Raw genomic sequence first — 22,991 nt, forward strand, 5'->3', positions numbered from 1 at the left:
GGGTCAGTTTAGTTACTTGGGTCACTTTGGCAGTCCACGATTTTCATGAGCGCTAAGTCTAACGAATAGTCAGATGGAGATCCATTTATTGTGGTCAGCGGCATAATCTGAGCAATAGCTATTACGCCTAATTGATGGGACTGGCGCTGTTGTACTATACACAAGGGCGCCAAGTTGTTGCCATTTGAGCAGGAGGTCGCTGTAACTCCAGCTAGCCACGCTGCTCAAACTTGCTTTATCACACAGCAACACTTTCAATCAATTGTGAAGCTAGCTACATTTAAGGTGAACCGAGCCAATGGTATTAGCTGGGCGCCGTAATATTTTCCTGCTGTAATAGCAAAGACTTCGCGTCCTGCGCAGTGACTGGGCACGAATAGTAGAAACCTTGCCCAAAAGATGCCGACAGCGTGCGTAAATAGTTAGCTTCAACATCAGACTCAATACCTTCGGCGATCACTTTCATATTGAGGTTCTTGGCTAAAGATACAATGGTTTTAACAATGGCTTTATGACTAGAATTATGCTCGATATTATAAATAAATGAGCGATCGATTTTTAAAATATCGATTGGGTAACGATGCAGATAGCTTAATGATGAATAGCCAGTGCCAAAATCATCCAATGCCAGTTTTACCCCGATCTGTTTCAGAGCTTCCATATTTTGTTGGACGGATATTTCGTCTTCAAGCAAACCGCGTTCGGTTAACTCTAAAATTAAACAGCTTGGCTCGAGTTTGATCAATCTTAATAAACTTGCGACAAAACCAGGCATCGATTTATCGAAAAATTGACTGCAATCGAAGTTTGAACTGACATAAAGCGCTGGCATTGACAATTGGGTTTGCCATATTTTTAATTGGCGGGCTGCCTTGGCCAAAATCTGTAAATCGATGTCACCAATTAAACCGCTTTCTTCAGCCTGTGGAATAAAATCATCAGGCATCACTAAACCCCGTTTAGTTGAATTCCAACGAGCTAAGGCCTCAAAGCCGACAATTTTGTCAGTAGCAAGATCGACAATTGGCTGAAAATAGGGAATAAACTCGCCTTGCTCAAGGCCCTCGCGAATTTCGACTTCAAGATTATAGGTATCAATAACCCGCTGATGCATACTGGTATCGAATATTTCGAAACAGCCGCGACCAGAATCTTTTGCTTGATACAAGGCCGTATCGGCATCACGCAGCATGATTAACGCATTATCATATCGATGAGCGCCATAAAGGATGCCAATACTGGTGCCTATTTGCACTTGTTGCGATAGCAGTGAATAGGGGTGGGCTAACTTCGTGGTCATGCGATCGGCGATATCGACGGCTTCACTGTCATTTTCAATATTGGTGATGATCACGACAAACTCATCACCGCCCAAGCGGGCGACCATGTCGGTTTCTCGCACCATCGATTTTAGGTCAGCCGCAACTTGTTGTAACAACAAATCGCCAGCGTGGTGACCCAAGGTATCGTTAACGATTTTAAACCGATCTAAATCGAGAAATAATACGGCAAAGTGCTCTGCTGGGTCCGATTTCCTAGCGCTGATTGCATGGTTTAGCGTTTCGATGAAAAATGCGCGGTTAGGCAATCCGGTCAGGGCGTCATGAGAGGCCGTATGTTGCAGTTTTTTCTCGGCCAAATGACGTTGTGCTATTTGACGCTTTAACTCTGCGGTTCTGTCTTCAACTTTTTGCTCAAGAATTTCGTGCGCAGCCTCTTTATATTCAGCGGCTTCACGACGTTTGATTGCCATTGATACATGATGAGAAACAAATTTCAAGATGTCAGCGTCTTGCTCGGTAAAGATAATGTCTGGATTGTAACTTTGCACCACCATAGCACCGATGATTTCACCTTGGCTGATTAACGGTACCCCGAGCCACGAAAAATATTTGGTGGCAGTTGGTGCTATTTCGCCGGATGAGATTAGTTTACTGATTTCACTTTGCGACAATAAAATTGGCTTTGCCTGTTTTATCACATAATCGATTAAACTATTGCCGACTGCAACGCGCTTGCCGAGCTGATTATCTAAATCAGTTTCAGTGAATTGGTCTACATGGTAAACCAACTCAATTGTTTGTTCTGTTTGATAATATTTGGCGACATAGAAATTCGAACAGCTAAGTAATTGACCAATAATATTACGCACTTGATCGTAAAACACTTCGATGGTCAATTTTTTACTGTTGAGCTCTGAGATATGTAATAAAGACTCTTGCAACAATTCGCTATTTTCATGCTCCCTAATTTGCTCGCGCAATTCACTGGTATGAAATTCTACTGCCTGTTGCAATTGGCTTTTATGATCCAGAATCTGCAAAGCTAACACTATTTGTTGGGCTGACAAATTTAGTAATGATTGATCTTGTTCACTGTAACTAGGCAAGTCAAGACAATGGCTAACTGCCACTATGCCGATCGTATTGCCATTTTTTATTAATGGCACGCCTAACCAATGGATGTCCGGATAAATAGGAGCAATAAGCTGATCATTGACCATTTTTTTTAATGTTTGCGGATTGATCCGCAGCTGTTGTTGATTTTCAATGACATAAGCGGTTAAAGAACCGTCTAATTCAGTTAATGAAATTTTTCGCTGCGGCTTTGTTAAATTCTGATCAACCATGTAGACATATTCTAACTGGCGTGATGCCGGCGCGAATAGTGCAATAAAAAAATGCTCTGCTTTTAATACCGTATTAACCAGCTGGTGCAGCTGTTTATAGAAGTGCTCAATGTCTTGGCAACCTTCAATAAGTTGATTGAGTTTGGTATGGAATTCATTTAGTTTTTGATATTTAGCTTCCAGTTGTGCAATTGGTTGGGCCAATTGGGCATCGATAGCAGACAACTTTGATTTTGATTCTACAATATTCATTACTACAATGATCCCTTTAACCTCAAGGTTATACGATTATGTTTAACAAAGGACGATAGCATACTAAGATATTGTCGGCTAGTAAGTTATCGGCACGATTATAAAATATTGTTCTATAACAATTTTAACGCTCGAATTTAGCACTATATTGACAATTTTAGATTAGAGTTGAGCAAAATAGGAATTTTGGAGCAGGCATAAAAAAGCCCACTTCACCAGGTGAAGTGGGCTTTTAATTAGGAAATAATAAGAGAATTACTTAATTATTGCTTCGCGGCTGCAATTGCAGCGTTGAAGGTTTTACTTGGACGCATAATTTTCTTAACTGCATCACGGTTAGGGTGGAAGTAACCACCAGGTACAGTAGGACGACCTTGTACAGCACTCATCTCAGCAATGATTTTTTGTTCGTTGTCTGACAGAGTTTGTGCAAACTCTTTAAACTTAGCGGCCAATTCTACATCGTCAGTTTGAGCTGCAACTTCTTGAGCCCAGTACAATGCAAGATAGAAGTGGCTGCCACGGTTATCAAGTTCGCCAGTGCGACGTGATGGTGACTTATTATTTTGTAATAAGGTTGTCGTTGCTGCATCTAGGGTGTTAGCTAAGATAGTTGCGGACGCGTTATTTTGCTTACGGCCCATATCTTCTAAAGAAACTGCAATCGCCATAAATTCACCGAGTGAATCCCAACGTAAATGGTTTTCTTCAACAACCTGTTGCACATGGCGTGGAGCTGAACCACCAGCACCCGTTTCATACATACCGCCGCCTGAAAGCATCGGCACAATTGACAGCATTTTAGCTGACGTACCAAGTTCCATAATTGGGAATAGATCAGTTAGGTAATCACGTAATACGTTACCAGTAACAGAAATAGTATCTAAGCCACGACGTTGACGTTCCATAGAAACACGGATCGCTTGGTTATAATCCATCTTAGAAATACTAAGACCTTCAGTATCGTGCTCTTGAAGATAGAAATCGACTTTCTTCATTAGTTCCATGTCGTGAGCACGCTCAGGATCTAACCAGAAAATAGCTGGAGTATTAGAATTACGAGCACGTGTTACGCCAAGTTTAACCCAATCACGCACTGGTGCATCTTTAGTTTGACAAGCACGCCAAATATCGCCTTTCTCAACGTGGTGCTCAGTTAGCACTGTGCCATCAGTGGTTACGATACGCATAACGCCATCACATTCCATTTCGAATGTCTTGTCGTGAGAACCGTATTCTTCAGCTTTTTTAGCCATTAGACCAACGTTAGGTACCGTACCCATAGTGGTTGGATCGAATGCGCCGTGAGTTTTACAAAAATCAATCATTTCTTGGTAAATACGGGCATAAGTACTTTCAGGCATAATGGCCTTAGTATCTTTTAGCTTACCGTCAGCACCCCACATTTGCCCAGAGCTACGGATCATTGCTGGCATAGAAGCATCAACGATAACATCACTAGGTACGTGCAGGTTAGAAACACCTTTAACTGAATCAACCATCGCCATTTCAGGACGGGTTACATAACAAGCTTGAATATCACGCTCGATCTGTTCACGTTGAGTTCGTGGCAAAGTCTGAATTTTGTCATAGATGTTGCCTAAACCAAGGTTCGGGTTAACTTCTAACTTTTCGAAAATTGCAGCATGCTTATCAAACACGTCGCGGTAAAATACTTTAACAGCATGACCGAATACGATTGGGTGAGAAACTTTCATCATGGTTGCTTTTACGTGCAGCGACCACATCACACCAGTTTCTTTACAGTCTTGTAAGGTTTTTTCAAAAAACTTGTCTAAAGCTTTGCTGCTCATGAACATGCCGTCGATGATTTCACCTTGCTCAAGTGATAATTCTTTCATCACTTTTACATTGCCACCCGTTGGGGTAAATTCAATTCGGACATCTGTTGCATTTTCAACGGTAGCAGACTGCTCACTTGAGAAGAAATCGCCTTCACGCATGAAATCAGCATGAGTACGTGAAGCTTGGCTCCACTTACCCATCGAGTGTGGGAATTTTTTAACGTAAGCCTTTACCGCCGGTGGAGCACGACGATCAGAATTACCTTCACGCAATACTGGGTTTACCGCACTACCAAGAATTTTCGAATAACGAGCAGCGATCGCTGCTTCTTCTTCAGTATGTGGGTTAAGGCTTAAATCAGGAATATGGTAACCTTGGCTTTGCAACTCTTTAATACAATCAACTAACTGTGGAACAGAAGCACTGATATTAGGTAATTTGATGATGTTAGCATCAGAATCTTGAGTTAATTGACCTAAAAATATAAGACCATCTTCAACCTGTTGCTGAGCTGTTAAATTCTCTGGGAATGCTGCTAATACACGCGCACCGAGTGAAATGTCACTTAGTTTTACATCAATGTCGGCCGCTGAGGCGAAAGTGCGGAAAATTGGTAACAGTGAACAGGTCGCTAATGAAGGAGCTTCATCAGTCAGTGTGTAATAGATAGTTTTTTTATTTGACATTTTATTTCCCTAAAATTTTCAGTAAAAACGCAATGACTCAAACTAAAGTAACGTTTGGTTAACTTTATTCCAGCATTTAAGTCATCGGATGAAACATTTTATAAACGTGGGCCGTAGTATACCCAAATATTTGAAATACTGTAGTGCCCAAAACCGAATATTTAACCAAAATAGACTAAAGTTTGTGCTTTAAGCGACTATTTTACGTAATAAAATGACGAAAAATATAAATAACTATTCAGTCGCTGTGGAATGGCAAGACTAAAGCAGCAATAACAGGTCTGACCAACCGACCTAAAATTGCTGCTTTATTAGCACTATTTAAATAATTGACCTAAATTGATGGTCTGTTGTTTTTTTACCGAAAATAACGGACTATTTATCTCAATCGTTAATGGCACATTGGGCTTGCTCAGAAGACTAAATATATTTGAAAATAACATATTGGGTTTTATTTTTATTGGTAAACTAATCTTTTGGCTTCCTGAGTCTAGTGCTGTTTTTTGTAAAGCGCCCTCAAATAAAGCGGTTGCATTGCTCGACACGCGGTAACTTAAATTATCTAAGGGTAAGTTAAAATCATTTTTGTTGTCGATCTCGAGCTCGATAGTTAGCGCTACCTCTTTAAAATTAGCTTTGCCAACAGTAATGTTGCTAACACTTACCTTAGGTAGATATAAAGTATCTTGTTTTTCAAATGGAATGTCGAAGCCAACAACATTAATGCTGCCGCTGATCTGATAATCAACTTGACCGTTTTTAAACAACAACTGCTGCAACGCAGATAATGATTTATTGGTTAGTGCTAGCGCCAGGGTGACATCTTTGGTGCCATTAGCGGGCAGGGTGCCGATATCTTTTGACATGCCATTGAGCAGTTGTTGGTTATTGAGACTTAATTGGTAATTAATACTATTAACGGGGATCGGTAGCATACTGTTGTTAGTAATCGCTATAACGGGCAATAATTCGATTGATTTAGCTGAAACTTTGCCAACTGATAACGATTTAAATGCCGCTTGAGGTTTAAGTATTTGGCTAGACATTTGTTGTAGAGAGCTACAGCCAGCCAAGATAATAACCATCGAGGCGACGGCTAGGTGTTTGATCCTATTCATAGGTGTTCCTGTAATAAATGAGTAAAGAAAGATTAACAGCACAGCGCTGACGGCATTAACTGTAGATGACTTTACACGAGAACACCATGCACTTTACACTTGAACAACATAGACTTTGTAGTCAAATAAGCTCGCCAAGAGTAAGCTAATCAACAGCAGTATTAGGTAATGCTAGTATTTGATAATGGCAGGAACTAATAGTGTTGGCTCTGTTCAAATGGCAACACTTTAGTACAACAGAGAAAATAATGTTAAAAAATCCTGGTTTAATACATGACTAAACCCATCACCGTTACTTTGTTTGATGGGCTTAATTGCTCAAGGTTGTGACTAATTAGTCCAGCTAGATACTCGGGCTCATTTGAGATTGGATGTAGTTTTGCAAGCCAACTCTGTCTATTAAACCCAGTTGTTGTTCGAGCCAATATATATGGTCCATTTCGGTGTCATCGAGTAAATCAACCAAGATGTCACGGCTTACATAATCTTGCTGCTGCTCGCAAACACCAATTATTTTACGTAAGCTCGCAGCAACCACTTGTTCTGCTCCGAGATCATTTTCGAGCATTTCTTTGACATTACTGCCTACCTTAATCGGTACTCTAGAGGCGGTATCAGCGTCGCCCTCTAAAAATAGGATCCGTTCGGCTAAGCGTTTAGCATGGCCAAGTTCCTCTTCATATTCATGCGCTAAATGATCATGTAATTTTACAATGCCCCAATCTTCATACATTTTCGAATGAGCTAGATATTGATCCATAGAGGACAATTCTAGTGTTAACTGCTTGTTGAGGTGGTCAACGACCACTTGAATACCTTTCATGTTAATCCTCCATCATTGATTGTTGATAGTTTTCGATACCGGTGTTATCGATCAGGAATTGTTGCGACTCAATCCAATCGACATGTTCCTCTTCTTGCTCAAGGATTTTCTCTAAGATTTCACGGCTGACATAATCTTCACTCTTTTCACATAATTCAATTGCACTGCGCAGCGCGGCAATTTGTTCTAGCTCAAAGTCATAATCGCATTGCAACATCTCTGCGGTATGCTCACCAATACGCAAGCGACCAAGTTGTTGCAAGTTAGGTAAGCCCTCAAGGAATAAAATCCGTTCAATTAGCTTATCTGCTTGTTTCATATCTAAAATAGATTTCTTGTAATCTTTTTCATCTAACTCATTAAGACCCCAATTCTTAAATATACGAGCATGTAAAAAGAATTGATTAATAGACGTCAATTCCAAGGTTAACATTTGATTTAATACACTAAGTATATTGCTCGAGCTTTTCATCGTTTAATACCTTGTTTGAGGTTATGGATATTGACTCATTATAGGGCGTTTTTTAACCAGCACAAAGACCAATTAAGCATAACCGTTCTGCCTATATACTTGATAATTATAAGTAAGTTGTAATAGCAGTGAGAGTCATTATTATTATCACAACGATTAATACACTGCGCTTGGTCAGTGATTTTTCTCAAATCAACCATTCTACAATTCAGGATCAATATTATCGGATCGCTCGTTGCGCATGGCAGGTCACGAATGAATTGAGCTAACAATGTGAGGTTGTCAGCAATAAAATACGCGCTAGCAATTGAATAACCCGCATAAAGTATTTAAGATCAACGTAATTTTTCCATCTTACGGAACCTCGTCATGTCTGCTCAATTATATTTTGTCTACGACTCTCATTGCCCATGGAGTTATGCATCAACCTCATTGGTCAACGCTATCGCCAAAGCTTACCCTGAATTTACGATTAACTTATGGCACTGTGGCCATTATGATGGCACCGACAGTGCAGGTTTGCAGCAAGCAGAAGCTGTGGTTGACCAAAGTACCGTCAAGTTCGGTAAAGCTTACATAAGCCAAGCTAATAAGCCTCAAGATTCGACGCTTAGTGCCAATCTGATGGCGTGGATGATTAGCAAACAACCAGCTAATGCCTTAGCGGTGTTAAATGCGTTGCAACATGCTCACTTTATAGAAGGTAACCCATTACGTGACCAGCAAGACTTCGCTGCCATCATCGAGCAATTTAAATTGTCACCACCAACCAAGGTATTTAAGGACAGTATTAGTAAAGATGCTGATCACGTGTTGTCAGAAGTTGCAGAGTTGCAAGAACATATCGGGACGACAGCATTCCCGGCGCTTTTGTTGCTAACCGAAGACAAAGCCGTGTTGTTAAATCACTCGTTATACCTTGAAAAACCAACGGCCATTGTTGAAGCAGTTCAGTTAGAACTAAACTAATGCGCTTGGTATAGCTGCACTTAATGGTATTGGCGCTGCGCCCCCAAGCGCAGCACAATAACATAGGGTCGCGGCTAACTACCTACTTGCTGTAACGGTGCAGCCATTGCTTTGATTAATGCTTGATCTAAATCTGTGATTAAATCGTCCGGATGTTCAAGACCCACCGAAATTCTGATTAACGAATCACTGATGCCCGCGGCTGCTCTTTCTTGCGCAGTATAGGGGCTGTGAGTCATTGACGCTGGATGCTGGATTAAAGATTCAGCATCGCCTAAGCTTACGGCTATGGCGAACAACTCAGTCGAATCAATCATCTTCATGCCTTGGTTTAAATCGCCCTTGATCTCAAAAGAAACAACGCCACCAGCCCCAGACATTTGCTTACCGATAAATTTATGCCCTTGATGGCCTGTTAACCCAGGATAATATACTTGCGTAATCATCGGATGTTGTTCTAGGTACTGCGCCACCTTTTGGGCGTTTTCGCAGTGCGCCTTCATTCTAATATGCAAGGTTTTCAAGCCCCGTAGAATAAGCCAAGCGTCATGGGGGCTAATGGTGCCACCAATGTCTTTAAGGGCGGTTAGTTTAATGGTTTCGATCATCGATTGGGTGCCACAAATAATGCCAGCGACGACATCGCCATGACCATTAAGGTATTTTGTCGCGCTATGCACCACGATATCAAAACCAAATTGAGCAGGACGCTGTAATATAGGGGTCAGGAAAGTATTGTCACAAATTGAAATTAAGTTATGTTTTTTAGCGAAGGTGGCAACCATCGCTAAATCGATGACCAGCAGGGTTGGATTAATCGGTGTTTCAAGAAATATTAATTTGGTATTGGGTTTGACCGCCGCGTCTAGTTCACTTTGCACCGTCATATCGACAAAGGTCACTTCCACTGCAAATTTAGTTAACATATGACTAAACAAGGCAAAACTGCAGCCATATAACGCTCTTGATGCAATGATATGGTCTCCAGCTTGAACATTTGTCATCACCGCGGCAGAAATTGCTGCCATGCCCGTAGCTGTCGCAGCTGCGTCTTCCATGCCTTCTAATACCGCAAGTTTTTGCTCTAATTGTCGGGTCGTTGGGTTGCCTAGTCGGGTATATATATAACCGGGTTCATCGCCGTTAAAACGCGCAGCACCTTGGGCAGCATCTTTAAAAATAAAAGTAGACGTTTGGTAAAGAGGTGTCGCTAGTGAACCAAATTGTTGGTCGTCAATTCTGCCAGCGTGTACTACTTGCGTTTCAATTTTATAACTCATTATTTTCCCTTATTATTATAGTCGGTCACCAAAATCCTGTGCCGTTCGAACTGATAATGCAACTGCGCATTACTTTACCAAGCATAAAGCTTGCCAAAACAATAAGTGACCAAATTACAATAAGTTACAAGGAGGTTGAGTGCTGTTGGTCTAACGAACGTTACATTTTTGTAACGGCTTGTGTAGTAGGTGTGTGGCAAATCCTGTAATAGATTGTTTGCGGTGTTAGCGAGAGTGCTTATTAGCTACGCTTGGTCGTCTTTAATTACTGTGTTACATTTTGGTAACATGTTACATATATGATAAAGAGACGATGCGATTAGATATTCACTGTCAAGATCGACCAGGCATGACCCAAGAGATCCTCAATAGCATTGGCTGCCAAGGCTGGGATCTGACTGCGCTTGAGATGGTTAGCAAGAAAATATTTGTCCATTTTGATCCCCAGGGTGCTAGTTTCAATCAAGTCAGCACGCTGCTGCATAACATCGCTGGGGTTAAGCAAGTTGTCGAAATAGACTTGTTACCGAGCGAATTAAAGCGTAAACATCTTGATGCATTATTATCAAAGTTGCCTGATCCGCTGTTAGATATCGATATGTGTGGCACCATTTTAGTTGCAAATAGTGCTGCCCAGCGAGCCTTTGAGCTTGATAAAGATCAGATTGCCGGTTGTAATATCACCGAGTTAATCGCTGTGCCATTGGCACGATTATTACCTAATGACGGTGAGTGTTTTGAGGTGTGTTGCGCCAATAAACAGTATTTAATGGATATAAGCCCCGTTAGAACCCATGATACAACGACTGGCGCGGTAATCGTTTTACGTAGCCCACAACGATTAGGGCAGCAAATTTCGGCGATCGGTCACCAACCTGATACCAACATTGAGTCGATGGTTGGCCAATGCCAGCAGATGAAACTGATTGGTCAACAAACTATTCGTTTTGCTCAATTAGACTTACCGGTGCTGGTGGTTGGGGAGACTGGCACCGGTAAAGAATTGCTCGCGAGGGCACTGCATGACGCAGGTCCCCGGGCCAAAGCGCCATTTTTAGCGATTAACTGCGCGAGTTTAGCCGAGAACCTGTTAGAAAGTGAATTGTTCGGTTATGCCCCCGGCGCGTTTACTGGCGCCAAACGTGGTGGTAAACCCGGATTGTTTGAATTGGCCGAAGCTGGCACGATTTTTTTAGACGAAATTGGTGAAATGTCAGTATATTTGCAAGCAAAGCTATTACGATTTTTGCAAGAATTCAGTTTTCGACGCATTGGTGGCAGCCGTGAAATTAACGTTAATGTCCGAATTGTCTGCGCGACTCATCGTGATTTGAATATGATGATGCAGCAAGGCAGTTTTAGAGAAGATCTATTTTACCGCCTGAACGTGCTTAGTTTGAGTTTACCGCCATTAAGGCAGCGATCGGAGGATATTCCGGCTTTAATTGAACGCTTTTGTTTAAATGCCGCCCACCAAATAAATATCAGCCCACCACATTTCTCCAATGAGGCGATTGCGCTGCTAAAAAAAGCACCGTGGCCAGGTAATATTAGGCAGTTACAAAATGTGATATTTAGGACCTTGGCATTAACGGATTGCCCCACAATTACCCCACAAGAGCTGTGTTTATCCCAATTCACTAATGAATTGACTGTGCCATTGGGCGATGCTAAGTCAATAAATTCATTGGAACACGCGGTGGGCCAGTATGAAAAAGAGCTCTTGGCCCAGCTGTACAACCATTACCCGTCGACCCGAAAATTAGCTGAGCGCCTTGGGGTATCTAATGCGACTATTTCGCGTAAATTAACCAAACATGGTTTGAACTAATCTGTAACCTAGCTTTTGATTTAGTCGCTGGTTAATTTGGAATTCACACTGGTGATTTTGTCGAGCATAGTTTGCTCGCGGTCAGTGCGAGTCCCAATTTTTAGGTGGCTGGTGATCCGTACAGCGCCCGACTGATGCAGCGTTTTATGGCATTGTTTGACCGCCGCCATTACCTCGTCCCATTCGCCTTCGACATTAGTGCCAAATCCGTGCATGGTATGGGTTAAGCCTGACCGTTCAAAAATTTTTTGGCACATGGCGACATAAGGAGACACTGAAATTCCAACGCCACTAGGTGACACCATGATATCGATGAGTACGTACATTGTTTTGCCTTGTAGCTAAGGTCGAGCTTACATGTTTGATTATCTAATCCACGTATAACACGACTATTAAATGAGAATAGCTATTTGACCTCGTTGCAGTCCGTGGCGCAAGGTCCAATTACAGTCATTTTATATAGCCATCAGATTACTCGCCATTAATTTTGTCAATGCATTGATATCGACAGGTTTAGCCATGCAATTATTGGCACCAGAGTCAATTGCTTCTAATTGGTCAGCCCGGCTTGCCTTAGCGGTAATCGCAATAACGGGTAACATGGCGTAGTTTGATTGTTCTCGAATTTTTTTAATCGCGGTATTACCGTCCATGATAGGCATCATAATGTCCATCAGCACGATATCGATGGTAGGGTTAGTATTTAACTTATCTAAGGCGTCTTGGCCATTCTCTGCCACCGTAATTTTCATATTAAAGGGCTTTAACCCTTGGATTAAGGAAAAGACGTTGCGCGGATTATCGTCAACAATTAAAACCTCCTTACCGACCATTGCCGGGTGATCAATTACCCGAGTGCTTTGGGCCTGGATGGTTTTATTGGGCAGTGTAAATTCTTTTAATGGTAAGGTCAGGGTAAAAGTGCTGCCGCTGTCTAATTGGCTAGTTACGGTCAACGTGCCTTGTATAAGCTTGACGATCTCTTTAGAAATAGCTAAGCCTAATCCGGTACCGCCATATTGCCTCGATGTCGAGCCGTCGACTTGCTGAAAGCTTTTAAAAATACCCTCGAGCTGATCTTCCGCAATGCCAATGCCCGTATCTACGACTTTAAAAACAATTGATTTGCGAGGGTGTTCACGATATTCCATGAACAAAGAAACACTGCCATTATTGGTGAATTTAATTGCGTTGCCAATTAAATTGCTCAAAACTTGCTTAACCTTTTGCAGATCAACCCGAAACATCTCGGGTAAATCCCCCTTTAATGTCAGATTAAATTCTAATGCTTTATTGTGTGCTAAGACGCTAAATTCTTGTTTAAGCACCTCGGTTAGATCGCTAATATAGAAATTGTCATAGTTGACACTTAATTGACCCGTTTCAAGTTGTGAAAGCTCTAGAATATCCTCAATTAACGCCAAAAGTTCGGCGCCGCTGTTATTTATAATTTTGGCCGACTCAATTTGATCTGGTTCTAAGTTGGCTTCATCGTTGTCGGCTAACAAGCGCGACAAAATTAAAATAGAGTTCAGTGGTGTTCGTAACTCGTGTGACATATTGGCCAAAAACTGAGATTTATAGCGATTTGAAAGCTCAAGTGCTTTGACATTTTCTTCTATTTGCAATGCGACCTCGGCCATTTCAGCGTTGATCTCTTCAACCGCTTCCTTTTCAATCATTAACTGTATTTTAGATTGTTCTAACGAGACTAAATCCTGGTATGAGCGCACTGCCGTAACGATTGAACAAAACAACTTACTGGCGGTCAGCTCATTCTTTTCTTTGTAATCGTTAATCCGATATTTTAAAATAACTTCTTCTTCCGGGGTGCTGCCCGGTTGTCCTGTCCGTAGAATAATACGCACCGTGTTTAGCGCGAGCTCTTCGCGAATAATCCGACAAGCGTCGAGGCCGGCTTGGTCACTTTCCATCACAACGTCTAGTAAGATAACCGCAAAATCAGATTGTGTTTTTAACAATTGGGTCGCTTCGTAACCACTGAAAACACTGTGAAAACGCAATTTTCTACCATCAATTTCTTTTGACCTAAGCACCGTTTTTGTAATGTTATGGACAGCAGCATCGTCATCTACTATTAATATATCCCAATACTGGTGCGGTGTTTGCGCTTCAGCAGGTTGTGGTTGTGTTACGTTATCCGGTGCTTCTTCAGCAAACAAAAATTCACTCATCACATACTCCATTTGTGCTTAACACTTCAAACAAGCAAGTGTTTTCCGTCTTAATCTGGTCGATTACAGTTGTTTAATAAGCGTGGTCAAAAAACTGTAATCGATGATAAATTTCAATGTTTTTAATTAATAAAGCCACAAGTTTGGGATCATAATGGGCTAGGTGTTGCTTGGTTAACAAGTCCGCTACGTCACCATTAGGCCAAGCTTTCTCATGATCATAGCGATGACTTAAGCTATCAAATACTCGGACTAACGCCACAATTCGAGTTTCGATTGCTATTTCAGTGCCGCTCAGTTGTTTGGGTTGGCCACTGCCATCAAAATTTTCACCTTGTTGTTGCAATATGTTTTGTAAAATCAACAATTGGCTATCATTTAATGGATGCATATTGTCGACTACATCATGAGTATCAGCGGGTTGGCGTTGATAATTACCCAGCAGTTGAGCATCACGATTAAACAACAGGGCGTGTTTGATATCCGTTGCTACACTTGGCTCTAATCCAAAGTCTAACGCTAACTGATAAGCTAACTTGGCGACGTTATGCAATTGATCATTTTGCGGGATGTTGGCTCGATTCAATATATTAATGCAATGCGTTATATTATCTTGCTGTGATTGTGTTTGTTGTTGATATGCGCAAAGATTATCAACCGCCACTTGAATGTTACTCGAGAATATTGCTAACAGTTCTAAATCTAAGCGGGTCAGCGGACGACCAGCTTCTAAATAGAGAATGTATTGATCTTGTGGTCCAAAATAAAACCGAGCTAAATACTCTTTTTTCTTGCTCAATGATTGCTCTGGGCTATTGCTGATAATAACGCGCTGTTTCAATGCGGTTATATATGCGTCCAAATCGGCTATATCGTCACCGCCAAAACAGGACATTAAGCTAACATTTTCAATGTCGACCTTGTTATTAGGCTGGCCGTTACTCTTTACTTCAAAAACAAATGAGCGCTCACAGTAATCGATCAGTGTAACCAGCTGACTTAAGACGCCGTCCATTAATAATGGCACTGAATTGACTTTGCTTAACTGCTGGGTTGCGACAATAATTTTATTTAGCCCAGCTTTGTTTTGTTTAACTTTGACTAAATTTTGATAAGAGCGCAGGGCACTGACTAGGCAAGTAAAAAGTTTTTGAGCTGAAATCTCCGTTTTTTCTTTATAATCATTGATTTTATATTTTAAAATCACTTCATTTTCAGGGTTAGCACCAGGCTGTCCGGTGCGGATAATGATTTGAACCATGTCATTGTTAAGATCTTCACGAATAGTCTTGCACAGTCTTAATCCGGCGTCTTCAGTTTCCATCACTACATCGAGGAATATGACGGCAATATCATCGTGGGTGGTGAGCTGTTCCAAAGCCTCTTTAGCAGTGTAGGCGCTGATTAGGTTAACATTACGGCCATCGATGACGACATTACCCAGCACAGCTTTTGTGACTTTATGGACTAAAAGTTCATCGTCAACAATAAGTACTTTCCAGCTCGATTTATTGCTGGCAATATCGGGTTGCTGTGTCGCTGGTTCGATGGCCAGCTCACCGGCAAACAAATAATTGTCCATCTTTATGACTCCAATAAATGATTAGCTGTTAACATTGGCTGAAAGTGTTTCTGGTGAAGTCACCTCAGCATGACTACTCTGCGCTTTTAAAGGCAGGGTTAAGGTATACTGGGTGCCTTCACCCAGCTCAGATGTTAGCTTTATTACACCATGCAGTTTATCGTTGACTAAGGCCTGAACAATATTCATGCCGAGCCCGGTTCCGCCTCTAGCACGTTTAGTGGTAAAAAAAGCTTCGTACAGGTTGTTCTGGGTTTGCTTATCCATGCCAATGCCATCGTCGCGATAATCTAGAATTAAATTCTCCCCGTCAATCACGGCACTAATCGTAATTTCACCCTGATCTAGACCATCAAATCCATGTAATATCGAGTTATTCATGAAGTTGGTATAAATTTGGTAAAAGACGCCTGGGTAACTATCAATCACAATATCATCAGCAATTAGGTTGCTGATATGAAACTTTTTATCAATACTGCGCCGCATGCTGGCCAATAAATTATTTAAATGATCTTTAAGATTGAATTGTTGCAGATGCTCTTGGTGTTCATTTACCGACACTAACTTAAATGATTTAATCAGTTGGGCGGCTTTTTCAAGGCTAGTCGACATTGAATCGGTTAAGCTTATCGTCGAGTCTAAATACTCGGTTAATGAATCTTTGGTTAACTTACCATCTTTAACTTTGTCCGCCATGATGTTGCTGTCCGAATAGATATGAGTTGCAGCGGTTAGTGCTAATCCGACCGGCGTATTAAGCTCATGAGCGACGCCTTGTACCATGTTACCTATGGTCGCCATCCGTTCTGACTTTGCCAGCTGCGTTTGGGTTTCCTTTAAGGTCACAATACTTTGTTCAAGTTGTTGCGTCCTTTGGTGAACCATCTCTTCGAGGTTTTCTTGATGTAGCTTTAATTCTTGGCGATTTTCAAGTAATACTTGCGCCGTTTGCTTTGCTTCAATTAACAATTGCTCGGTTTGATTATTTTTCTCTTTAAATATTTGGGCTGATTTGGCCATTGCGCCAATTTCATTTTTATATTGTAAACCGGGGATTTGTTCAACATCCAACCCTTTAGATAATGAGCTTAATGTCGTGGTAATTTGATGTAATGGGTCGACAATACCACGCGCAGTATACCAGGCGAAAAATAATCCCATGATGACAGACAGTGCCGCGGAAATTTTTAAGGTATCTGAAAACTTATTGACCCGTTGGTTAAACTCCAAAAACAACAGCTCGCGTTGATTTAATGAAATGTTTTTTAGTTCGTTAGAGCTACGTGAAAACTCACTGGCTTGACCTGCTATTACACCATTGAAGATAAACAGATAACCTCGAGTAAGGCGAAAAATTTGAGCCGACTTACTTTTATAACTACGTAGGTCGGCAATCATACCCTGAGCAATGCCCTGTTTGCCGAGCTGTTCTAATTGTGGTTTTACTGAAATTAGTAGCTGCAGTGCTTGATATAGCCGTTTGCGGCTGTCTTTTGAGCGTTTAGAATCAGGACTCGTCACATATAACAGCATTGATTTCTGCGCACTAAGCACGTTCATCTGACTGGCCAATAATTGATACTTTAGCTGTTCAGACAATTGTTCATCACCGATTAGTTTAGCAAAGGCGAGTTCAAGGCGGTCAATCAGCGCTAAAGAAGTGCCATGTAGTAACAGGTCCCGTTCACTTCGGTCCTCTGCTGCCCTGACAAATTGTTCGGTCAACAGAACGATAGATTGCTGCATATTCAACAAAATTTTATTTTGTTGTGCAGTATTGGCCTGGGCACGATTTATAAAGGCTAATTTTTCGGTTAACTCGACGGATAAATGGGTCACCTTATCGAAAATAGAAGACATACCAGCATCAGCATATAAAATAATGTAACGCTGCAGCTGTTCGATCATCGAATCAACCTCGGCAATTTCATTATAAAATTTTGATGAGGACTTTAATGTCTGCTGGGTATTGTTCATTCGTTGCAGTGAAAAATGACTGATAAAGAATGTCGTTAATATCACTAAGATGATGCCGCCAAACCCAAAATTTAATCGTGTTCCTATTTTCATAATCTATTTGGTCACCGTTGATTGCTCAGCTGGAATTAAGACACGATAAATTCATACCAACGTGCCAGGCTATATTCATAGGTATCCATTACCGTATTCCACACGGCGACATTACTTAAGCGTTGTTGATATGAACCACCAGAGCGAAAAGCGCCTTTGGCAACGACAATGCTGCCATCTGTGCCCATTAAGTCTGTTCTTGCCGGTTTGCCATCGTACCAATAGTCCCACTCATCTTGACTGAGGTGAGCGCGTGAACGCTCGGGATTTGAAATGTAATATCCTTGGCGAGCGATAAAGGCACCAGCCCAACCAGACAACCACCAATTCATGTACTCATACGCGATGTCTTTAACCTCGTCATCTGCTTCACTCGACAGACACATCACACCATGCCATGCGCGGAATCCTTCTTTGGGCGCCGCATAAGCAACGGGAATATTCATTTTGTTAAGTGTCGATACCGCGGGGGAGAACATGCTTTCGATCACCACATTATTACTGCTCATTAAATTGACCGACTCAGGCACACTGTTCCAAATTCCATTAAAGTGGCCGCGTTTTTTATAACCAATCAGAATGTCGAATAATTTATCGACTTCGGGTCGGGTCATTTGTCCGATATCTTTGAATGTCATCAGGCCTTTTGCTTGTGCCGCTAGTGCCATATCGAAGATGCCAATGGTTGGCGCATTGACCAAACCGACCTTGCCATGCCATCGTTCATCAAGCAGCCAAGCCCAGCTCTCGGTTTCATAGGCAATGCCGCGTTCAATATGACGGGTGTTATAACCGAACGAGTCAACATTATGGACGTAAGGCAAGAAGGATATTTTACCGGTGTGTTTTTCGCCTAGGGTGCCGTCTTCTTGTACATTGAGGATTTTAAAGGGCGCATCACCGGCCCCAATTCTGGCATTAGGGGTTATTCGACCGGTTTTGGTTAGGTTATTAATTTCATCCCAGTGAGTTAAGCGCGATACATCAATAGGCTGAATGGCATCTGCTTCCCACAATATGTTGATACTGTCTGACCATTGTTCGTATAAATCAAAAGAACCGGGTCGTGAAGCAGCTTTTTGTAATACATGCGAGCTGCCGCCGGGTTCAAATTCGAGCGTAATACCTAAATCTTTTTCGGCTTGCTTACGGATTTCATCTTGCAAGGTGACATGGGTGCCTAAGATCCGTAAGGTTCTTTTCTTGGGGGCTGCATAAATAGCACTACTGGCTAAGGCATACGAAGCGCCCATTGCTGAAACTGATTTAATAAACTTTCTGCGACTAATCATATTTATCCCTAAATTTACCAAGTCATTAATCGTGTAAACAAATGAACCGGGGGTTTAGCTGTTATCAAAACTTTATGTGTTAAAACGGTGTGCTAATGCCAAGGATGGCTTAACAACGCATAAGAATGATGATAACGAGTTATAATTTATGGAGTATGAGCTTAGAGATACAACGTAAGAGGGGTCGCTCTAAAATCCTTATTAGTGCTCAACTACTATCCATGTAGTTCATTTAATTTAAGCACTGCCACTATCTCAATGCAAGATCTAATCTTATATATTTAGTCCTATTCATTTAGTAATACAAAGGGGTGAGCAGGATGGCTAGTCAGTGTTTAGTCATAAAAGATTGTGCCCAAGCAGCAATTGATAGAGGTATCACCGATGGCATGACTAACAGCGCTCAAGACCAAGGCATTTGGAAAAGTTCATTTGGCTGTCCACTGAGACATTTTGGTGATTATGACCGAGCACTAAGACAGATGGTGAGAACGATAGATGTGTTCAAGGTTAACATTTTCATTAGCACTGGCGGCGGCGGTCAATTTTTGCCTGCGAAATATCGAAAAGTAATAACACCTTTTAAAGCTGCTATTAAATCAGGGGAATTAATTATAGCGAATATTGATACTACTTTTTTGGCGCAACTAGAGTTTCTGACCGAAGGACTAGCAACGCTTAATGTCGGACAAAGACCCTATGAAATGGGGAAACGCAGTGCCATTGTGCTAAAGATGTTAACCGACGGCGAAGAAGTGCCGAAGATAATAAATACAGGGCTAACGTATTGTTTGCCCCAGACAGTTAAAACCTGTACTCAATAGCTGTTACTAATTTTCGTGGTGTCGTCGTAATGAGAGTATTGACTTATACCCAATAATTCTTTGCTAATATAACCGCCACAGACACTAGGGTTATCATAGTGATCGCTTCATAGCGACTAAACGAAATATGATTGCTAGGCGTATCACAAAGGCGTTCCATTACTTTTCTTGCATCATCGAGTTGCTGATCTTGATCTTTATGTTCGGCTTCATAGGCTGAGATAGCCATGGTTAACTGCCGCTCTACTAGGGGGTTATAATCAGCCGTTGTTACTAAAATCAACGCTTGTTTGTATTGTTCATTACTTGTAATGCCGTTAGCGCCAAAGGGCAATATGTCCTGCAATGGGGCGGTATTGGCGTTTGTAACAGTCATTAATGTTCCTTGAATATCTAAACCACACAAATATTAATGGGCTGATTAGATGGACTTCGTTAAATATTGTGCTTAAATAATTAGCAATAATATCATGTAAGCGCGATTGTCCTGTGACTCATTAGTTATTAGATAGAACTAAACTGGCTAAAAGCTAACTCGATACATCGCTAAATAATGACGGCGTTGATTGAAGATTTATCCAGCTGTAGGTAAACTGCTTGTTACAGGATAAATCATGGTGATGTTATATTCTTGGTGTAATTAGTCCCTTTGAAGGTGGTTATTTACTTGTAGTATTTAGTTGTGTTTATTTAATTAATGGATAATTTATGTATTTTGCCACCAAAAACCCAGTTGCTGCCAACGAAACGGTAATCCTTAAAGATCAACTGGAGCTGTTAACTCGCAAAGCCGCGTTGTTAGATCTGTTAATTGCAAGCCCGGTTCAACAGAACATTCGTCAAATCACTGATAATGCACAGTCAGTTAATCAAGCATCCTCTGCGCGCTTACAACATATTGAAAATAATTATCAATTGGTTCAACACTTGACCCAGCAATCGGCCGAAATTTCCGATTTATCTGCTGTATCAGTGTCTGCTTCTGAGTTAACCGTCAATAAAAGTGCGACTAGCATTGAACAACTTAATGTTTTGTCGGATAAGATTTCAACTGCAGAACAAAATATTTCAGAATTTACCGCGTTGCTGGAAGGATTAACTAATAACAATAAAAACATCTCTCAGCTGGTGGAATCAATCAAAAATATTGCTAGCCAAACAAACCTGCTAGCACTTAACGCTGCGATTGAGGCTGCAAGAGCTGGAGAGCATGGTCGAGGCTTTGCCGTGGTAGCCGATGAGGTTCGGGCACTGGCCGGCACCGCCAATGACTCTGCTGAAAAAATAAACGAAGAAATGAACCAAATAATGGGTATTTCAGATGATATTATCGCCCAACAAAAATCTGTTATTAGCAGTATTGAAGCCAGTCGCGACATAACGTCTAATATCGCAGCTAACATAAGTGAAGTGCATTCATTATCGGTTGAAAGTAACAGCGCAGCAGATGCCGTGATTAATCGCGTTAATTCACAAGTAGATGATGCTAATCAGATCTTAAATAACATGGGTGAACTGGTTGAAGATACGCGTAACGCCGTATCAGGTTCGGCTGATAATGTTCAGTTAGGCAAGCAAGTGATTAACGATCTTGGTGTGCTTAATAAACTCAGATAATCTTGTTGGCTGGCGTTAATTAATGATCGATTAACGCCAGCTTATAAATCAATTTATGCTCGATGTCTTTTATTGAACAACGGTTTTAGCGTTAATAAACCTTGCTTAATGTTCGTTTCATTTTGTCCGGCAAATCCTATCCGAATAAACCTGTCTTGGTTATTGCTACTATCAAGGTGGAAAGCACTTTCAGCCACCAAAAAAACACCTTTAGCTTTGGCTAACTCAACAATACGCTCAGCATTGTGACCCACATTAAGCCACAAGGCCATGCCGCCTGCGGGCACGCTGAACTCAAGATCAATGCCTTGTGCCTTAAAACTGTTGAGCTGTTCAATAATACAGTCGCGTCTACGTTGATAAATTCGAGTGGCTTTACGTAAATGACGCTCAAACCCATCGTGCTTCATCCACCTTGCTATGGCATCTTGGATCACCACATTAACTTTATGATTGACAATAGCGCGGTAATTGACGATATGGGGCAACAAAGTCTTATCAACTGCAATGACGCCTAACCTGATACCCGGAAACATTATTTTTGAAAAACTCGAGAGGTAAATAACTAAACCAGATGGGTCATTCGCAGCCATCGGGGCTAAGGGTTGACTATCATAATGAAATTCGTGATCGTAATCGTCTTCAATGATCGCAATGTTGTACGCTTGCGCTAACCGATAAATCTGTAATCGTTTAGCGGCAGATAAGGTTGTGGTAGTAGGGTATTGATGCAATGGGGTAAGGTATAACAACCTAATTTGATGTTGTTTGAACATCTGTTCAAGGTGTTCTACGTCGATACCTTGTGCTGTTTGTTTGATCCCAATTAACTGCGCGCCGGCATTTTGTAATGCCGACCACGCCGGGCGATAACCCAAACTTTCAACCGCGACTTTATCGCCAGTTGTTAGCAATATTTGTCCCAGAATATAGAGCGCTTCTTGTGTACCATTAACGACAATTATTTCCTTGTTGGTAATCGATCGTACACGTCGAAGGTAAGTGCTAACCTGCTCAATAAGTGGCTTAAATCCTTGATTGTTCCCATAATTCAATTCGTCAATTGGTGGTTTTGTCAGTGCGTTATGAAGATAGCTCTTAAATTCATTAAATGGGAATAACTCAACATCTGGCGAGCCGCCTGCAAAGTTAAATTGATATTGAGCTGCGCTTTGGTTTAACTCGCCATGAAGAGACTTGGTCACTCGCCATTGATGTTGTGGTGTATCAGTTACTTTGCCAGCGTGTTTAGCTAATGCATGTGCTATCGGCAACGTTTGTACGACTGTGTATGCTCGGCGCTCTTGTGTTTCAACCCACCCTTGTGCAACTAATTCCTGGTACGCCGCCATTATCGTGTGTCGATTAACGCTTAATTGCGTGGCTAACGACCGTGCAGACGGTAATGATTCACTTGGCGCGACATGACCCGCATTAATGGCGGTTCGCAAGGCATTGGCAATTTTTAAATATACGGGTAATTTACTCTTGGCGAGCGTTAAATTAAGTGTCTTCATTGGTTTGGTATAGTAATAAACTCAAAAC

The 22,991-nt window shown here is 41.5% G+C and carries 17 protein-coding genes; 4 read left to right on the forward strand and 13 right to left on the reverse strand.

Annotated features, from left to right (window positions below):
- Positions 1-304: 304 nt before the first annotated feature.
- The 5 genes from HRU23_15045 to bfr (HRU23_15065) all read right to left on the reverse strand — a co-directional run bounded on the left by HRU23_15045 (position 305) and on the right by bfr (HRU23_15065) (position 7,786).
- A complete protein-coding gene (locus HRU23_15045; GenBank protein ID NRA55457.1) occupies positions 305-2,881 on the reverse strand; it encodes an EAL domain-containing protein in 2,577 nt (858 codons plus the stop codon).
- A gap of 263 nt (positions 2,882-3,144) precedes the next feature.
- Positions 3,145-5,373 (reverse strand): NADP-dependent isocitrate dehydrogenase, encoded by a 2,229-nt coding sequence (locus HRU23_15050; protein NRA55458.1) that lies wholly within the window; start codon positions 5,371-5,373, stop codon positions 3,145-3,147.
- 317 nt (positions 5,374-5,690) lie between these two features.
- Positions 5,691-6,491, reverse strand: a complete 801-nt coding sequence (locus HRU23_15055) for an LEA type 2 family protein (GenBank protein NRA55459.1) — start codon at positions 6,489-6,491, stop codon at positions 5,691-5,693.
- 343 nt (positions 6,492-6,834) lie between these two features.
- The gene (bfr, locus tag HRU23_15060) at positions 6,835-7,314 is read right to left on the reverse strand and encodes a bacterioferritin (protein ID NRA55460.1); all 480 of its coding nucleotides are present in this window, start codon (positions 7,312-7,314) and stop codon (positions 6,835-6,837) included.
- A gap of 1 nt (position 7,315) precedes the next feature.
- Complete coding sequence (gene bfr, locus HRU23_15065; protein ID NRA55461.1) at positions 7,316-7,786, reverse strand: bacterioferritin; 471 nt, start codon at positions 7,784-7,786, stop codon at positions 7,316-7,318.
- A 369-nt stretch (positions 7,787-8,155) separates the two neighbouring features.
- On the opposite strand from bfr (HRU23_15065), the gene HRU23_15070 reads away from it, so the two are divergent.
- Complete coding sequence (locus HRU23_15070) at positions 8,156-8,755, forward strand: protein-disulfide isomerase (GenBank protein ID NRA55462.1); 600 nt, start codon at positions 8,156-8,158, stop codon at positions 8,753-8,755.
- A gap of 74 nt (positions 8,756-8,829) precedes the next feature.
- Here HRU23_15070 and megL read toward each other — a convergent pair whose 3' ends face one another.
- Positions 8,830-10,035, reverse strand: coding sequence for a methionine gamma-lyase (gene megL, locus HRU23_15075; protein NRA55463.1), 1,206 nt, complete (start codon positions 10,033-10,035; stop codon positions 8,830-8,832).
- A 313-nt stretch (positions 10,036-10,348) separates the two neighbouring features.
- Between megL and HRU23_15080 the strand changes: the two genes are divergently transcribed.
- Positions 10,349-11,866, forward strand: coding sequence for a sigma 54-interacting transcriptional regulator (locus HRU23_15080; protein NRA55464.1), 1,518 nt, complete (start codon positions 10,349-10,351; stop codon positions 11,864-11,866).
- A 20-nt stretch (positions 11,867-11,886) separates the two neighbouring features.
- Here the strand turns inward: HRU23_15080 and HRU23_15085 are convergent, their stop codons facing one another.
- The 5 genes from HRU23_15085 to HRU23_15105 form a co-directional block, all read right to left on the reverse strand.
- Complete coding sequence (locus HRU23_15085) at positions 11,887-12,192, reverse strand: MTH1187 family thiamine-binding protein (GenBank protein NRA55465.1); 306 nt, start codon at positions 12,190-12,192, stop codon at positions 11,887-11,889.
- A gap of 129 nt (positions 12,193-12,321) precedes the next feature.
- Positions 12,322-14,061: a response regulator gene (locus tag HRU23_15090; GenBank protein ID NRA55466.1), complete on the reverse strand. Its 1,740-nt coding sequence runs from the start codon at positions 14,059-14,061 to the stop codon at positions 12,322-12,324.
- 73 nt (positions 14,062-14,134) lie between these two features.
- Positions 14,135-15,643 carry a DUF3369 domain-containing protein gene (locus HRU23_15095; protein NRA55467.1) on the reverse strand — a complete coding sequence of 503 codons (1,509 nt, stop codon included), beginning with the start codon at positions 15,641-15,643 and terminating at the stop codon, positions 14,135-14,137.
- 21 nt (positions 15,644-15,664) lie between these two features.
- The gene (locus HRU23_15100) at positions 15,665-17,713 is read right to left on the reverse strand and encodes a HAMP domain-containing histidine kinase (protein NRA55468.1); all 2,049 of its coding nucleotides are present in this window, start codon (positions 17,711-17,713) and stop codon (positions 15,665-15,667) included.
- A 35-nt stretch (positions 17,714-17,748) separates the two neighbouring features.
- Positions 17,749-19,005, reverse strand: a complete 1,257-nt coding sequence (locus HRU23_15105; GenBank protein ID NRA55469.1) for an extracellular solute-binding protein — start codon at positions 19,003-19,005, stop codon at positions 17,749-17,751.
- Between the two features lie 320 nt (positions 19,006-19,325).
- On the opposite strand from HRU23_15105, the gene HRU23_15110 reads away from it, so the two are divergent.
- Positions 19,326-19,829 (forward strand): hypothetical protein, encoded by a 504-nt coding sequence (locus HRU23_15110; GenBank protein ID NRA55470.1) that lies wholly within the window; start codon positions 19,326-19,328, stop codon positions 19,827-19,829.
- A 43-nt stretch (positions 19,830-19,872) separates the two neighbouring features.
- Here HRU23_15110 and HRU23_15115 read toward each other — a convergent pair whose 3' ends face one another.
- Positions 19,873-20,205, reverse strand: coding sequence for a hypothetical protein (locus HRU23_15115; GenBank protein ID NRA55471.1), 333 nt, complete (start codon positions 20,203-20,205; stop codon positions 19,873-19,875).
- Between the two features lie 332 nt (positions 20,206-20,537).
- Between HRU23_15115 and HRU23_15120 the strand changes: the two genes are divergently transcribed.
- The gene (locus HRU23_15120; GenBank protein ID NRA55472.1) at positions 20,538-21,446 is read left to right on the forward strand and encodes a chemotaxis protein; all 909 of its coding nucleotides are present in this window, start codon (positions 20,538-20,540) and stop codon (positions 21,444-21,446) included.
- Between the two features lie 53 nt (positions 21,447-21,499).
- Here HRU23_15120 and HRU23_15125 read toward each other — a convergent pair whose 3' ends face one another.
- Positions 21,500-22,963, reverse strand: coding sequence for a PLP-dependent aminotransferase family protein (locus HRU23_15125; protein ID NRA55473.1), 1,464 nt, complete (start codon positions 22,961-22,963; stop codon positions 21,500-21,502).
- Between the last annotated feature and the right edge of the window lie 28 nt (positions 22,964-22,991).

Source organism: Gammaproteobacteria bacterium (genome assembly GCA_013214945.1).
Lineage (GTDB): Bacteria > Pseudomonadota > Gammaproteobacteria > Enterobacterales > Psychrobiaceae > Psychrobium.

Coding starts and splice junctions, on each gene's coding strand:
- HRU23_15045 (NRA55457.1), bottom strand. CDS start 2,881: ATGAATATTGTAGAATCAAAATCAAAGTTGTCTGCTATCGATGCCCAA.
- HRU23_15050 (NRA55458.1), bottom strand. CDS start 5,373: ATGTCAAATAAAAAAACTATCTATTACACACTGACTGATGAAGCTCCT.
- HRU23_15055 (NRA55459.1), bottom strand. CDS start 6,491: ATGAATAGGATCAAACACCTAGCCGTCGCCTCGATGGTTATTATCTTG.
- bfr (NRA55460.1), bottom strand. CDS start 7,314: ATGAAAGGTATTCAAGTGGTCGTTGACCACCTCAACAAGCAGTTAACA.
- bfr (NRA55461.1), bottom strand. CDS start 7,786: ATGAAAAGCTCGAGCAATATACTTAGTGTATTAAATCAAATGTTAACC.
- HRU23_15070 (NRA55462.1), top strand. CDS start 8,156: ATGTCTGCTCAATTATATTTTGTCTACGACTCTCATTGCCCATGGAGT.
- megL (NRA55463.1), bottom strand. CDS start 10,035: ATGAGTTATAAAATTGAAACGCAAGTAGTACACGCTGGCAGAATTGAC.
- HRU23_15080 (NRA55464.1), top strand. CDS start 10,349: ATGCGATTAGATATTCACTGTCAAGATCGACCAGGCATGACCCAAGAG.
- HRU23_15085 (NRA55465.1), bottom strand. CDS start 12,192: ATGTACGTACTCATCGATATCATGGTGTCACCTAGTGGCGTTGGAATT.
- HRU23_15090 (NRA55466.1), bottom strand. CDS start 14,061: ATGAGTGAATTTTTGTTTGCTGAAGAAGCACCGGATAACGTAACACAA.
- HRU23_15095 (NRA55467.1), bottom strand. CDS start 15,643: ATGGACAATTATTTGTTTGCCGGTGAGCTGGCCATCGAACCAGCGACA.
- HRU23_15100 (NRA55468.1), bottom strand. CDS start 17,713: ATGAAAATAGGAACACGATTAAATTTTGGGTTTGGCGGCATCATCTTA.
- HRU23_15105 (NRA55469.1), bottom strand. CDS start 19,005: ATGATTAGTCGCAGAAAGTTTATTAAATCAGTTTCAGCAATGGGCGCT.
- HRU23_15110 (NRA55470.1), top strand. CDS start 19,326: ATGGCTAGTCAGTGTTTAGTCATAAAAGATTGTGCCCAAGCAGCAATT.
- HRU23_15115 (NRA55471.1), bottom strand. CDS start 20,205: ATGACTGTTACAAACGCCAATACCGCCCCATTGCAGGACATATTGCCC.
- HRU23_15120 (NRA55472.1), top strand. CDS start 20,538: ATGTATTTTGCCACCAAAAACCCAGTTGCTGCCAACGAAACGGTAATC.
- HRU23_15125 (NRA55473.1), bottom strand. CDS start 22,963: ATGAAGACACTTAATTTAACGCTCGCCAAGAGTAAATTACCCGTATAT.